Source organism: Bacteroidia bacterium (assembly GCA_040880525.1).
In the GTDB taxonomy this organism is placed as follows: domain Bacteria; phylum Bacteroidota; class Bacteroidia; order CAILMK01; family JBBDIG01; genus JBBDIG01.
On the sequence record JBBDIG010000038.1, the window covers coordinates 57,575 to 72,865 of the forward strand.

Below are 15,291 nucleotides of genomic sequence, written 5' to 3' on the forward strand. Positions count from 1 at the left end.
TAAAACTTCGTGAACCTTGTGCGTTCCTTGTGTCCCTGGTGGTTAATATTTTTTACCACAATGCACACAAGGAGTTTTCACAATGGACACAAAGAATATAAAACTTCGTGAACCTTGTGCGTTCCTTGTGTCCCTGGTGGTTAATATTTTTTACCACAATGCACACAAGGAGTTTTCACAATGGACACTAAGAATATAAAACTTCGTGAACCTTGTGCGTTCCTGGTGTTCGTAGTGGTTAATATTTTTTTTACTACAATGCACACCAAGAGTTTTCACAATGGAGACTAATAATATAAAACTTCGTGAACCTTGTGCGTTCCTGGTGATCGTAGTGGTTAATATTTTTTACCACAATGCACACCAGGAGTTTCACAATGGACACTAATAATATAAAACATCGTGAACCTTGTGCGTTCCTGGTGTTCGTAGTGGTTAATATTTTTTACCACAATGCACACCAAGAGTTTTCACAATGGACACTAAGAATAAAAACCTTCGTGAACCTTGTGCGTTCCTTGTGTCCCTGGTGGTTAATATTTTTAACACAATGCACACAAGGAGTTTTCACAATGGACACTAATAATATAAAACATCGTGAACCTTGTGCGTTCCTTGTGTTCGTAGTGGTTAATATTTTTGTGTTTAAGTCATACCAACTGATCCACCACCCACGGCCACAGCCGCTCAAATGGAATAATCTCGATATTCTCGATATTGCCCTGCGGCCCGCGTGGAATTTCCCTGAGCTGTTTCAAAAGGCCAATGGAGGACTTTGCGGTCTTTTCTTTATTAAAAGAATTTTTTTCAGCTAAAATTAAAAGATCAATAAAAACCCGAACACGTGTGGTTTCTGCAATTTTTAGGTTGCGCTTTTTATATTGGCGAAATGCCTCTATCCGGTCTGTGATTTTTGATAACTCTTTGTTCATCAAGTAATATAGGACCTCGAGAACCAGTACGGCCACATGCAAGCCCTCCTTATTATTGCGATAAATAATTATTTCGTTTAATAATTTATGTATACGCAGTTTATTTTGCGAGCTGCCATGGAGAAAAATATTTTGGGCTAAATGTCCATACCCACTGTATATCTGCCATTCTTCTTTATTTGCTTCAATCTGATTTTTTAAATCAGGATGATTGAGTATTTCATTATTAATATTTAATGCCTCCTTATAATCTTCTGCATGCATAAGCACAAGGAAGTAATAGCGGTGAAAGACAAACCACATCATGCCATCCTTGGGTGTAATGGCAATCCCTTTTTTTGCCGCTGATCTGGCCAGGGCATAATCGGCCTGGTACAATGCTACATAAAGTTTACTGCTATATAAATCCGACCAGTGTTCAGGTGAAACAAAAGTTGGCCTTGATTCAAAAAGCCCCTGCATTTCTTTAATTGCCACGGAGGCAGCATCATATTCATCAGCCAGTGTAAAGGCATATTTTTTCAGCAAAAGATAAATGTAATTGGAATGAAATGTTTTCTGATGCTTTAATGACTCTTCTATTATTCCAGCGCTTTTCAATGCTTTTTCTGACTGTGCGGAAGGCACCGCTCCCGGTGTGCGCATATCAAGTTCCAGATCTGTTTTTAATATATCAGCTCTGTAATCTGCCTGCTGGGCATTCATGGCATTTTCTAAAAGCAGCACATAGTTCTTATACTTTTTCCGGTCGTGCTGGCTGGAGGCAATGCTTTTTAAATATCCTAGCAGGGGAATAGCCTCATTCCACAATTCAAATTTCAAGGCAGCAGGCAGTGTTGCTTCGGCTATCTCCAAAGCCCCTTTTATGTTGCCCGTAAATATCAGCATCTTCACTACATGCAGGTTCCGGCTACACTCGTGCATTTTCTTAAGCCGGGGCGGAAAACCGGTTTTTTCCATATCCAGAAAGAAGGCATTGTTCATCATTAATGCCTTCACGCGCTTTTTCAGCATCCGGAATTGGTCATCTGGCTTTTTGCCGAAAAGGGCCATTGCCAGGTCATCATCGGTTTCAATATTAGCCTGGCTCAGCAACCGGTAAAATTTTAAGGCTTGGGAGGAGGATTTGCCCGCTTCATCACTCAGCACTTCGATTTTCCTGAGCCGCTTACGGGAAAGGAGCCGATACAAGGATTTAAGGGTGTTCATAAATAGCTTTTTAAGGGTTGACTACAAAACTAATAAAGATGAAGGTAGTGGAACCAACCCTCCAAGGGTTCAGAACCCTTGGAGGGTTTAGCAGCTGAATAAAAATACCTTTTAAGTTTCTAAAACCTTGAAGGTCTGTAGGGATACTTCTTACAGCGTTATAAATTGATGCTTTTTGTACCTGATAAAATGAAATGGAAGAAGGTTCTTCGGGCCATAAAAAATTTTATCCATGTTTCGATCAGCCCTCTTCACCCTGTTTTTACCCATATCGTTATGGAGCCAATCGGTAATAGATGAATCCCGGTTTCCCCCTATTAATGATAGTTATGGCGGAGTCAATATAAGTAGTGTTTTCTTCGGCTTTATATCTGCCCAGCGCGGTGACACCTGTACAGATAGCAGCCAGACCATCTATGGTGCAGTTTCTTTTGATAATTCAGGAATTCAACAGACAATTTCAGACTATTCATGTCATACTTCGTACATAGAAGCCCTAACGGAAAGTAGCTATTGTTATGCCCTTGCCTCAGCCGGGTCAGGAATGAGCGGCATGGTAAGAGGAACTTTCGAAAACGATGGTAACGCAACAGCCAAAGGAACACTAAAAGCTCATTGGGATTATGGCGCCAACAAAGTAACCCTTGATCTTACGGCTGCTGAACTTATTGCCGACCGGCAAGGAATTGCTGCATCAACACTATCAGTGGTGGTCTGGGAAGCAGATGAGGATGAGGATACAGTATTCGAAGTTTCTGATATCATATGGCAATCCACGGCCACACTAAAGGACGATCAGATATTCCTGACGGGCGCATTTCAACCGGCTCACTTTCTCCTTCAAAGCTATGCAGACTCTATGGTGGGCTTTGCGGGCGGGCTTCATTTCATTGTAGACATTCCGGCCGGTGTTGACATGCGGGATGTAATGGCACAAATTGATGGACGGATTTATCGCATAGAGGCAATAGAGGCTCCTGGTACTTTAGGGTTATCCGATGAACAGAAAGAAACAATACAGATATATCCGAATCCGGCTACAGATCATCTGACCATAGTGTTTGACGAAGCCGCAAAAGGCAAGATTACCTTAATGGATATAAAAGGACAAAGCATCAGGACGATCCATTTCTTACCCAATTCTTCCATGGTAAAACTTAATGTGGACGATCTTCGGCCAGGGATATATCTTTTGCTTTGGCGATCCAATTCCAAAGTCATTATCAGGCGGATGTCAATAATAAGGACTTCGCCATGAAGTGCCAAATCAGTCATCAATACTCACAATCCAATAAATTTATTACATTATGAAAAATTCTAATTACCAATCATTCATTAAGCTGCTAACCTTTGCGGCTGTGATTCAAGCACTAATGCTTATCTTTGGAACTGCTAATTTGCATGCGCAATGTAATTGCACAAAAAAATCACCAACTGAACGGGACGTGGCAGGAACCCTAACATGGCCAGGACCTGACCTGACAAACACCAATTGCCTAGATCAGGATATCTTTATATTAAGCGGATCTACCGTTACAATTAATGATAATATTGAGATTGTCAAGGATGTTCTGATTACTGTCAGGGCGGGGGGCAAGCTAATCATTGAAGGCCCAGGTACAACCCTTTCATTGTCCTCAGCCTGTACCAGTTCTGATTCCTGGAAAGGAATTTTGGTACAAGGCACTAATTATGAACGCCAACGTACCGGGACCGGTACCTATGCCTTAGACAACTATTATTCAGCACAAGGCTTAGTCAAAGCGACTAATGCAGCCTTCAGGGACATGTCCAATGGCATTGAGTCCGTGAATGGGGGAATAATTGTGGCAAAAAAGTGCAATTTTATTAATAATCGACATTCAATTCAGAGCTCCTCTTATACCTATGAGGGCCCTCCAGAGAATATTGCAAATTTGGTGGAAGACTGCTACTTTGCTTGGGATGAACCTTGGTATAACGAAACAAATTATTCAGGACGTTGCTTCATTTTTTTATGGGACGTAGCCGGTTTTGAAATAGCTGGTTGTATCTTTAACAATGCGGATGGTGATCCCTATGATCTGACTGTTGATGAAAAGGCCAGAGGTATAGGAATTAAAATAATAGGTTCAAATTTTTTAGTGCATCAAACAGGATTCAACGCCTATGTCTATGCCGACAACGATAGGGATGAATACAACTGTCCTAAGTATGATGGAACACCAATACGCAGCTCTTTTAACACCCTTTCTTATGGTATATTGATAGAAAACCCATCCCCCACAGAGGATCTTTTTACCGTTGCCTACACTGACTTTCATACCAATCATCTGGACATCTCGGCAAACAATATTAAGATTGATCCTAATACTCCTGAGCATAAACAGAAGCCTTGCGTTATTGGAAAGAACAACACATTCAACTTTAACCATTTCACTTTTGATGCAAGGTTTACTACTCCCGCTTCCCATGTAAAGAGGTTTATTTCATTTGATGCCATTGAGAAATTTGTGATAACTGACAACGAATTCATCGCAGATAGAAATGGGAAACAGGAATTTATTAGGATTAATAATACCGGTACTGGATATAGCCGCATTTATCGTAATTTCTTTGAGGACAATGGCAGCACCCATGAGGAATCTTACGCTAACTACATTGATGGCCCGAATGGTGGCTTGCTCATTGAATGCAACGATTATGAAGATTTCTACTATGACTGGTATCTTACCAATGACGCAACCGTGGGTACGACCCGTGAAATCCACCTAAACACCTTTTCTAAAACAGGCCCACCTCCCCCTGCCCCTGATTATGACATCTTTGTTGAGCCGGGAAACCCCAACAGCAGTATGGAATATAAATTTTGTGCAGAATATGCCACCGCTGTAAATAAACCAGTCGTAAATTCAAATTTTACGGTTTCACCTGTGGCTGACGGATGCTCAGTGAATTGTGATGAACTTCGGTGTCCAGGTGATCCAGAAACGGGTATTAATAGCCCTGCTACCAGAGATGATCGCACTGTCATTACTATCCTTCCCAATCCTTCCCGGCCGGGTACTACTGTCACCCTTTCTTCTTCAGAAAAGATTCTGAATCTTACCATCATCAATGCGCAAGGCAAACTTATCGCAGCGCAGTCGGGTTATGACATTACAAAGATTAATCTGCCGGATAACCTGACACCAGGAATATATTTGTTTATTCTCACCACGAGCGATAATCAACTTTTGACCACCAAGGTATTGGTAAATGATTAAGCATATTCGGACAATAGCTTTAATAACATTCCTTCTACAGATGGGTTTGGGGGCTGCCAAAGCGCAGCCCCAAACCCACTTGTGGCATGATTGGGGAAATAAACTTTCATTTAGCAGCCAGCCTCCGGTAATGACCAACTGCCTGCAGCGCTACAGTATTGCCGGACAGTACTATTCTGATAGCACCGGTAATTTGGTTTTTCAGTTGTTTTCTTTAAATAAAAGATTTCGAGATGAACCCTTAGGACTCTATAATGCTCATGATCAACCTATACCTGGAGGTGATAGTATCATTGCGATCCGCGCCCAATGGACCGGTTCATTTTGGAACGCCAAGATCATCTTGCCAGGGCTAAAAGACGAATGGTATCTGTTCAGTATTTATATGGAGTACTGGAATGACTTGGATGCGGATTATTATCAGAATAGCATCCCTGGCCTCTACTATTCAAAAATTAAAAAACTGGGACCTGACTCTTTTGAAATTGCAGAACGGGACGTCCTGGCATGGAAAGGCGACATTCGGGACATCATCTATACTCCCAAGGGGGATGGAAGCTATTGGATCGTTGGCCGGAGCGGAGACAGCGTGCTGGCTTTCGAGTTTACACGTCAGGGGTTGAAACAACCCGTGGCGACCATTGCACCACAACACGGCATAACGCAGCCACGGTTGGTTCAAATAGCCTCTACGTTTTCATGGCAAGGGGAAAAATATCTCACTACTTGTGTTGATAATGGCGAAGCAACGCTTACGGTTTATGATTTCGATAAGCAAACCGGCCATGTTTCCAACAGCCGTCTTTTAGATCAATGGTATTGGGCACGGCCAAGTGGAGACTCGGTGGACGTTCAAATTAATAGTCTATGCTTTTCACCCAACGATTCGCTTTTTTATATTGCAGGTTACGGAAGTGGCTGGGGCTTCGATACCATTGACGGCCGGATAATACCTTATCAATTAAGTGAACATTATTTATATCAATACAGCTTATATGACCCCATTCCCAGTGCCTCGAAATTGGATCTGGTTCCGGAATTTAAAAAACAGCTCTATAAAGGTGTAAATGTTCAAAGCATAACTTTGGGGCCGGATGGAAAGATATATATGACATCACCCGGGGTTAATGTCATAAACTATCCGAACAGAAGAGGTGTCGCTTGCGGGCTAAGTAACGTGATACCGTTTGATGCCGGTTGCATGGGATGGTTCCTCCAACCCAACTACGAATACTGGCCCATCTCCTTCACCCACTCCCGTACCTGCGAGGGCGTGGAATTCACCAACACCTCCGACAGCATGTTCACACGGTTTACCTGGTATTTCCAGACCGGGGATTCTACTTTTGATACTTTGAGCGGCCCTACTTCTAAATATGCCTGGCCAGCCACAGGCAAGTATTTCGTTAAGATGAAGGCGCAAAAACCTTCAGGCTACGCAGCCTGGACCAGCGACAGCGTAGTTTATATTGCACCGCCTGAAGTTGATTTTTCTATTAATGACAGCCAGTATTGCCGTTATGCAGATGTAGAATTTAATATTCAAATAAAAACAGATACAATAAATAGTAATAATGAATTTCTAAAAGTTAAATTAAGCGATGGGTTCGATTCCACTTTTACCGGCACCATTGCGCCTGTATTTGCCTTTAATCATGCCTTTGCCGATACGGGGGTATTCCACGCTACAATGATCTACAGCAATGGCTTTTGCTCCGATACAATTATTAAAGACAGCATTTTAGAAATAATTGACGCACCAAAGGCAGGTTTCACAGCAGATCCTTTGGAAGGATGTACACCATTGGAGGTGGAAATTGCTGATAATAGCTCCGGACTAATCAGCAGTTACCTGTACACTTTCGGCAACGGCCAGTCCGATACAGTGGCGGAGCCAACGGTCGTATACCAAACTCCCGGAATTTTTAAGATCGTCCAGGCTCTCACCGGCCCTACCGGATGCATATCGAAAGATTCTGCGCTCGTCCACGTAATGCCCGGCCTCACGGCTGATGACACGGTGGAAATGCTTCGCGCCACCGTGCAGCCGGATGAAACCGTGCTGGTAGAATGGCAACCATTGCCCAACGCGGTTTATTACCGCGTAACTAAGGATGGGGAAGAACTGCCGAAGCAGCAAAGCCTGTTTCTTAGTGACCGCTCGGTGCAGCCTGAAAACCGCAGCTACACCTACCAAGTGGCCGCTTTCGATAGCTGCGACAACAGCAGCACCCCCAGTCGCATTGCCCGCACCATCCTCCTCTCCGGCCAGAATATCGAAAACGAATACGCGCTCCTCACGTGGAATGCCTACGAAGAATGGCAGCAGGGCGTGGAAGATTATACGCTGCAAATGCGCCTGCCGGACAGCTCCTGGGCGTATGCCACCTCCACCCTGGCGCTGGAATACCAGGACCACGATTTCCTGAAAATGGAGCAGAACGAAATGTGTTACCGGATTGCCGCCACGGAAAAAGATGGCAACAGTCAGCAGAGTTACAGCAACGTGGCCTGCGTTCCCTACCTGCCGGTGCTGTTTATTCCCAATGCGTTCAGTCCCAATGGAGATGGCCACAACGAGGTCTGGCAGCCCTTTGCCCTCGCATTGAAAGATTATACCCTGCAAGTATACAACCGCTGGGGTGAGGAGCTTTTCAAAACAAATGATCCTTTTCAGGGCTGGGATGGAGGCACTGCTCCGGAAGGAACTTATCTATACCGCATCAGCGCTGCCAGCCACACCGGAAAAGGCTTTGTGCGGGAAGGGATGGTTGTGCTGCTGCGATGAGGGTTGTGGAACCTTTCCGGCTAATAATTTATTAACCATTTAAACTAAGAACTATGAAAACTTTAACAGGACTGCTCACCTTCATCATTTTCCCTTTTATCGCTATGCAAGCCCAGGAATGGGCGCCTATTGGTGCAGAATGGTATTATGAAATTATGGATGTTGATTTTTCGAGGCCGGCCATCTACGGCTATCAACACATGGTTTCTACAAAAGATACTGTGGTTGCCGGTGACACTTGCCGCCTCATTACCCGCACCACTTACATGTCAGACGCGCGGACCTTGCACCTTGACCCCATAATCATTCGCCAGGACCAGCGAATGGTATATCAGTATTTTCAGGGGGACTTTCATTTGATTTTTGACTTTACGGCCATGCCCGGTGATACATTGCGGCTGAGGCAAACTTATTATACATCGCCCTATCCTGATAGTATGGAAATGATCATTTCTTCTGTCGGCACACAGATGATCAATGGTACTTCATTTAATTTTCAATTTGCAGGGGCGATGGGATGGATGGATGGAAGATTAATTGAGAAAATAGGTTTTGACCTTTATTTTATTCCCTTTATAGAACACGCTGATGGTGGCTTTCGCCCCAATGGGCTTCGCTGCTATAATGAGGGGAATTTCTCTTATAAGCCTGCTGATATAAAGTTGTGCGACTCGTTTCGTTACGACCCTTCAGGAATTGAAGAATCGGTGCTTTCTGATGTTACTTTTTTAATAAATAATAATAGCATTTATTTATCAGCCTCAAACGCGGGCCTATACAATTGCTTTATTTATAATACGGATGGTAAATTGATGCAACAGGAGCAGGTCAACCTCCTGCCTGAAGCAACCACTGCAATACCCCTGAAGCTGGAAAGGCCGGGTGTTTATTTTATTGCTTTATCAAACCGGGAGGGGCACACGGTTACGCGGAAGTTTTTGTATTTGAGGGAGTAGGGGGTTTAGACACTAAAGCTAAAAGGCACGCAGTAGCACGAAGTTATTTAATAAGAGAAATTAGACACAAAGGCGCTAAGGCACGAAGTTTAAATTATTAGTGGTACTCTTTTAAATTTATAGGGAGTATTTTAATTAGACACAAAGACTCTGAGGCTCAAAGTAGTCAGGAGGTTTTGTTTTTAAATATATTAGACACAAAGGCTCTAAGGCTCTAAGGCTCAAAGTAACACTAAGTTTAGGTTATTAGTGGAACTTTTTTAAATTTATAGGGAGAATTTTAATTAGACACAAAGACTCTGAGGTACAAAGTAACACTAAGCTTAAATTATATTAATGGAACTTATTATTTAGACAATTTAGACACTAAGGCGCTAAGGCACAAAGCAACACGAAGATTGAATTATCAGGGATACCTTTAAATATGATAAATATATAATTAAATATTTGCAGCGATTAAAAGATCAATTTCTTTGCTGGAAATATTGAATTTTTCTCCGATATAGCGATTCGTAAGATTGCCTTTATATACATATACTCCATGCCTTACGCTTTCTTTGTCCCATAAATAGTTTTTGATGCCACCGGCTTCGCCCACGCTTACCAGGATGGGAGCGAAAATATTGCTGAGCGCATAAGAGGCGGTGCGTGAGACCCGGGAAGGAATATTGGGCACACAATAATGAATCACATCATGTTTCAGGTAGATGGGCTTTGTATGGTTCGTAACTTCTGAAGTCTCGAAACAACCGCCCTGGTCAATTGCTACGTCCACCACCACAGAACCGGCTCTCATTTCCATTACCATTTCTTCGCTTACGATGCATGGCGTGCGGCCCTCCCTGGCACGGATAGCTCCGATGGCAACATCAGCCGTGCGGAGCGCCTTTACCAGCGTATGAGGATGGATGATGGAGGTGTAAACCCGTGTACCGAGGTCGTTCTGCATTCTGCGCATTCTATAGATGGAATCATCAAAAACCTTGACCTGCGCGCCCAGTCCGAGTGCAGTGCGGGTGGCAAACTGGCCTACGGTTCCTGCGCCCAGTATTACCACCTCTGAAGGGGGCACGCCTGACACGCCTCCCAGCATCACGCCTTTGCCATGATATACATTGCTCAGATATTCCGCAGCAATGGTGATGGACGCAATACCGGCAATCTCGCTCATCGCCTGCAAAACCGGGTACAGGCCGGCTTCATCACGAATGTACTCGAAGGAGATGGCCGTCATTTGCTTTTTCATCAGGATCTGGAGTTGCTTTTCGCCAAGCAGCGGTAAGGTTAGCGCAGAGATCAGGGTCTGATGGCCGGGCATCATCTCCAGTTCCTTCTCAGAGGGGAAAGCCACTTTCATTACAATATCTGCCTGGTATATCTCTTTGCGGTCGTAGCTGATCTTTACGCCCACTTCATTGTAATCCTCATCCGAAAATTTGGATTCAAGTCCTGCTCCGGCTTCCATGATCACTTCATGGCCGCGGGCCACTAACATTTGCGCACCATGTGGCGTAAGGCCCACTCTGTTTTCCTGGTAGATGATCTCCCGCGGAATGGCAATGGTGAGGTGGTGCTTTTTGCGCTTTACCTCGGCAAGGGCTTCTTTTGGTTGTAATGCAGCCTGCTTGGCTATTTCATAAAAACCTGATCTGTGTTTGGTCGGCATCTCTCGTCATTCTATAAAACGTAGAAAGGTATAGCTTCTTAAATAGATTAGCAGAAAAAAGTGCAGAATTAATGGCTGATGTAAAAAGCCCCTGAAAGTTAATACCAGAAAGGATAAGGCATTAAGTTGTTCGTTTCGGAGCAAAGAATTTGTAAAAGTGGAAGATTGGCCGGGCACAACAAAAATCCACGAATCAATTTTGAAAGTTGTGTTTAGAATTCTTTCTCCGGACGCCACGGTTTGACCTGTTGCGGAAACATCTGGTAGCGCCAGTGAAAGTCAGAAAGAAAACAAGAGCGAGCCGGAAATGATCTGCTGGTGAGGTGCAGGCATTTAATCCATCTGGCTTGAGGCCTGCGCTTGCATTCTGGCATCATGCACCCAGGCGGTGAGGTAATACTCCAACCATTTATATTCTTCAGAGCTCATGGTTTTTTGCAAGTCCTCCATGGAGGCTAAATATACCGGGCATTCGGGCTGTTCTATGCCATTCTCCACAGGTTTCCACACAGGTCCCAAACCCAGGATCTCAATATCGTGCATGGTATTGGGGCCACGTTGGAAAAATCTAAAGACAACGCAATAGCTCCTAATATCACACTGATCGAAGGGGACAAAAGTGATGGAATCATGGTATTGGCTGGAGTCATCCGGGTTCGTATAGTACCGGGTGGTATCTGTCATTCCGGTTTCGCGCAGGGTTGCTGCCGGAATGAGGTCGCGAAGCTGTACATTGCTGTAAGCCCTGATCTTAGGTTCTTTTGCCAATTCATTTATCGCAGCCTGAAGTCCGATAAACTCCGGCTCCATGCGATCCTTTTGCAGGTTGATATCTTCCCTGAAATATTCTTTACGTTCTAAAACTTCCTTTTCACAGGAAGTAAGTATTATTACAGAGGCAATGAATGCAATTACGGGAGGGTACAAAAATCTTTTCACGGGTATAGGTTTGCTGCATGATGATCAACTGTTTCTGCCGTTCAGGAAAAATGGGCGCTTGTTTTGGGGGAGATAACGGTTGGTTGCAGAATTATAGATAAACGCAGCGAGAGAGATAAAAGTTCTGCAAACGGACGTAAAAATACTTATTGAAATGATAGCTCGTACAACTAAAATCTATGCCATCCTTTGCAGGAGATGTTCAAAATATTAAACAAAAATTCAGGGCAAATGGAATAGTGGGGATCAGAGGTGCAGGACGTGCGCTATCAGGCGGCTGCCATCCTCCTGCTCTGTAATGCGGAAAAGCATAAAATCAGGGGGAATGAGGCCGGGGATCAGTTCCGGCCATTCTATAAATACGTAAGCCTCGCTGTAGAAGTACTCTTCGTAGCCGAGATCATACATTTCTTCTTCCTGTCTTAGCCGGTATACATCGAAATGGTATATGGTGCTTTGGCCCTGATATTCGTTTACCAGCGAAAAAGTGGGGCTGCTTACTTCGGAATCAGGAACTTCCAGGATGTGGCAAAAAGCCTTGATGAGCGTTGTTTTTCCAGCACCCATCGCTCCCTGTATGGCAAATTTTTTCCTGCCACCGGCATAGTCCAGGATTTCCTGTGCAGCATTATGAAGCTGCTTCTCAGTTTTTGCGCGCCATTGTTTTACGGCCATTGCCGGGTTTGGATTAGCTTCCTTTCGATTCCATAGTGATGACGGGAATGATCATTTCTTCCAGGGAAATTCCGCCATGCTGAAAGGTGTCCTTAAAAAAGTTGACGTAATAATTGTAATTATTCGGATATACGAAATAGTTATCCTCTTTCGCAAAAACGTAACTGGAACTGACGAATGGAGCGGGCAGCAGAATGTCATCCGGTTCTTTGACATGGAGAACTGCCTTTGCGTCAAAATTCAGGTTCTTGCCTTGCTTATAGCGAAGATTGGTGGTGGTGTTTCGGTCGCCAATAATTTTAGAGGGCCGTTTTACCCGCACAGAACCATGATCGGTCGTGAGCACCAGGTTCACCTTCTTGCTAGCCACTTTTTTCAGAAAATCGTAGAGCGGTGAATGCTCGAACCATGAAAAGGTGAGAGAGCGGTATGCGGGCTCATCTTCCGCTAATTCCTTCAGCACCTGCATCTCCGTCCTGACGTGAGAAAGCAGATCTACAAAATTGTATATTACTACGGCCAGATCGTTATTCAGGATATTTGAGGCATTGTCCACCAGGCTTTTGCCAGCCTCCAGGTTCGTAATTTTATTGTAGCTGAAGCGGATATCTTTCCTGGCGCGCTTCAGGTATTCTCCAATAAACTCCTGTTCATTCAGATTTTTGCCACCTTCATCTTCATCGTTTACCCATAACTTGGGGTAGCGTTTGGCAATTTCCGAAGGCATCATTCCGGTAAAGATGGAATTCCGCGCATAGTTGGTGGCGGTAGGAAGAATGCTGAAATAGGTGCTGTCATCCTTAATATTAAAAAGCTCAGAAAACTTTGGTTGCATGATTCGCCATTGATCATATCTCAGATTATCAATGAGCAGAAAAACGGTAGGCTTTCCATTATCCAGAAGCGGAATGAGTTTTTTGCTCAGCAGCCGGGGAGACATCAGGGGGGCGTTGTCAGGATCATTGATCCAGTCCACATAATTATTTTCCACAAAACGGGAGAAGTTGGAGTTGGCTTCGCTTTTTTGGGTTACCAACACATCTTTCATCGTTTCGTCATCCGATTTTTCCAGCTCGATATCCCAATGCACAAGTTTGCGATAAACGTCCATCCATTCTTCAGCATTCAGTTGTTCGTTTACGCTCATGCTCAGTTCGCGGAAATCCTGCTGATAGTTCAGGGTGATTTTTTCACTAACCAGTCTCTTGGTATCCACCAGCTTTTTGACCGTCAGCAGAATTTGCTTCGGATTTACAGGCTTAATAAGGTAATCACTGATCTGCGAACCGATGGCATCTTCCATTACCATTTCTTCTTCGCTCTTGGTGATCATTACCACCGGCACTTCCGGCCTGATGCGCTTTATCTTGTATAGCGTTTCCAGCCCCGTCATTCCCGGCATGTTTTCATCCAGGAAGATGAGACTGTAAAATTTATCAGTTGCTTCCTCAACGGCTTCAGCACCGTTGGTCACTGCGGTTACCTCAAAGCCTTTTGTCTCTAAAAAAAGGATGTGGGGTTTGAGCAGATCAATTTCATCATCTGCCCACAGTATCTTAATTTTATCCATTATTGCGCTATTTTTGGCGATTTTTTATTAGAAATTTCAGTTACAAAACAACGGCAAATACCAGTAATCGTTGAGCCAAACAAAAATATTTAACGACCCGGTTTACGGCTTCGTTACCATTCCTACTGCCACTCTTTTCAAGGTCATTGAACATCGTTACTTTCAGCGGCTCCGCTATATAAAGCAATTGGGCCTTACGCATATGGTTTATCCGGGAGCTTTGCATACCCGGTTTCATCATGCAATTGGTGCATTGCACCTGCTGCTGGAAGCGCTGGAAGTGTTACGAATGAAAAAGGTGAAAATATCAGATGAGGAAGCGGAAGCGGTATCGCTTGCTGTGCTGCTACATGATATTGGCCACGGCCCCTTTTCGCACGCCCTGGAGAATACTTTGGTGCAAGGCATAACGCACGAGGAGATTTCGGCTTTGTTCATCAGCAAGCTGAACGGGGAATTGGACGGAACATTATCTCTGGCCATCGAAATGTTTAACGGCCGCTACCACCGTCCGTTTTTTAACCAGCTTATTTCCGGACAACTGGATGTGGACAGGCTTGATTACCTGAGAAGGGACAGTTTCTACACAGGTGTTTCTGAGGGCGTTATTGGCTCTGAACGCATTATTAAAATGATGGATGTGGTGGATGACGAACTGGTGGTGGAAGCAAAGGCAATATATTCCATTGAGAAATTTCTGATTGCCAGGCGGCTGATGTATTGGCAGGTGTATCTTCATAAAACAGTAATAGGGGCGGAAGTGCTGCTGGTAAAAATTCTTCAAAGAGCCAGGAAAATGGCGGAAAAGGGAGAAGCGCTGTTCTGCTCTCCCGCATTGGCATTTTTTCTTTACAAACCCTTGCAGGCCGCTGATTTTAGAGCAAATCCAAAAGTTTTAGATACCTTTGCGCGATTAGATGACCACGACATCATGGTATCTGTTAAAGCCTGGAGCCAACATCCTGACCTTGTACTTTCTCTTCTCTGCCAGCGGTTGGTAAACAGGCAATTATTCAAGATCGAAATTTCCGATAATCCCTTTTCTGAAGACAGGATAGCATTATATCGATACGCCATGGTAACTGATTGGAATATTCCTCTCGAAGACGCAGGATACTTTGTTTTTTCTGATATAGTTGAAAACAATGCCTACAATGCAGAAACCAACAAGATCATGATTTTGCAAAAAGATGGCGACATCACCGGTTTTTCTCAGGCTTCAGATTATCCTTATTCCTCGGTGCAAAGCGGAATAGTGAAAAAGTATTTTCTCTGCTATCCCAAGGAACTCAATAAAGCCTGAATTGATCT

Annotated in this window: 10 protein-coding genes; 5 read left to right on the plus strand and 5 right to left on the minus strand. The window is 44.0% G+C overall.

Annotated elements, in window-relative coordinates:
• Window positions 1-650: 650 nt before the first annotated feature.
• On the minus strand, window positions 651-2,141 hold the full coding sequence (locus WD077_11200) for a hypothetical protein (GenBank protein MEX0967796.1): 1,491 nt from the start codon (window positions 2,139-2,141) through the stop codon (window positions 651-653).
• Between the two features lie 232 nt (window positions 2,142-2,373).
• On the opposite strand from WD077_11200, the gene WD077_11205 reads away from it, so the two are divergent.
• The 4 genes from WD077_11205 (at window position 2,374) to WD077_11220 (ending at window position 9,130) form a co-directional block, all read left to right on the plus strand.
• The gene (locus WD077_11205; protein ID MEX0967797.1) at window positions 2,374-3,399 is read left to right on the plus strand and encodes a T9SS type A sorting domain-containing protein; all 1,026 of its coding nucleotides are present in this window, start codon (window positions 2,374-2,376) and stop codon (window positions 3,397-3,399) included.
• A 187-nt stretch (window positions 3,400-3,586) separates the two neighbouring features.
• Window positions 3,587-5,386, plus strand: coding sequence for a T9SS type A sorting domain-containing protein (locus WD077_11210; GenBank protein MEX0967798.1), 1,800 nt, complete (start codon window positions 3,587-3,589; stop codon window positions 5,384-5,386).
• Window positions 5,379-8,174: a gliding motility-associated C-terminal domain-containing protein gene (locus WD077_11215; protein ID MEX0967799.1), complete on the plus strand. Its 2,796-nt coding sequence runs from the start codon at window positions 5,379-5,381 to the stop codon at window positions 8,172-8,174. The genes WD077_11210 and WD077_11215 overlap by 8 nt, the downstream gene beginning before the upstream one ends.
• A gap of 53 nt (window positions 8,175-8,227) precedes the next feature.
• A complete protein-coding gene (locus WD077_11220; GenBank protein MEX0967800.1) occupies window positions 8,228-9,130 on the plus strand; it encodes a T9SS type A sorting domain-containing protein in 903 nt (300 codons plus the stop codon).
• A gap of 439 nt (window positions 9,131-9,569) precedes the next feature.
• Here WD077_11220 and WD077_11225 read toward each other — a convergent pair whose 3' ends face one another.
• The 4 genes from WD077_11225 to WD077_11240 all read right to left on the minus strand — a co-directional run bounded on the left by WD077_11225 (window position 9,570) and on the right by WD077_11240 (window position 13,980).
• Window positions 9,570-10,796 (minus strand): alanine dehydrogenase, encoded by a 1,227-nt coding sequence (locus tag WD077_11225; protein ID MEX0967801.1) that lies wholly within the window; start codon window positions 10,794-10,796, stop codon window positions 9,570-9,572.
• Window positions 10,797-11,129: 333 nt separating this feature from the next.
• Entirely contained in the window at window positions 11,130-11,735 is a 606-nt protein-coding gene (locus tag WD077_11230; GenBank protein ID MEX0967802.1) for a hypothetical protein, read from the minus strand.
• Window positions 11,736-11,981: 246 nt separating this feature from the next.
• Entirely contained in the window at window positions 11,982-12,410 is a 429-nt protein-coding gene (tsaE, locus tag WD077_11235; protein MEX0967803.1) for a tRNA (adenosine(37)-N6)-threonylcarbamoyltransferase complex ATPase subunit type 1 TsaE, read from the minus strand.
• Window positions 12,411-12,423: 13 nt separating this feature from the next.
• On the minus strand, window positions 12,424-13,980 hold the full coding sequence (locus WD077_11240; GenBank protein ID MEX0967804.1) for a bifunctional response regulator/alkaline phosphatase family protein: 1,557 nt from the start codon (window positions 13,978-13,980) through the stop codon (window positions 12,424-12,426).
• 70 nt (window positions 13,981-14,050) lie between these two features.
• Between WD077_11240 and WD077_11245 the strand changes: the two genes are divergently transcribed.
• Entirely contained in the window at window positions 14,051-15,283 is a 1,233-nt protein-coding gene (locus tag WD077_11245; GenBank protein ID MEX0967805.1) for an HD domain-containing protein, read from the plus strand.
• Window positions 15,284-15,291 lie beyond the last annotated feature (8 nt).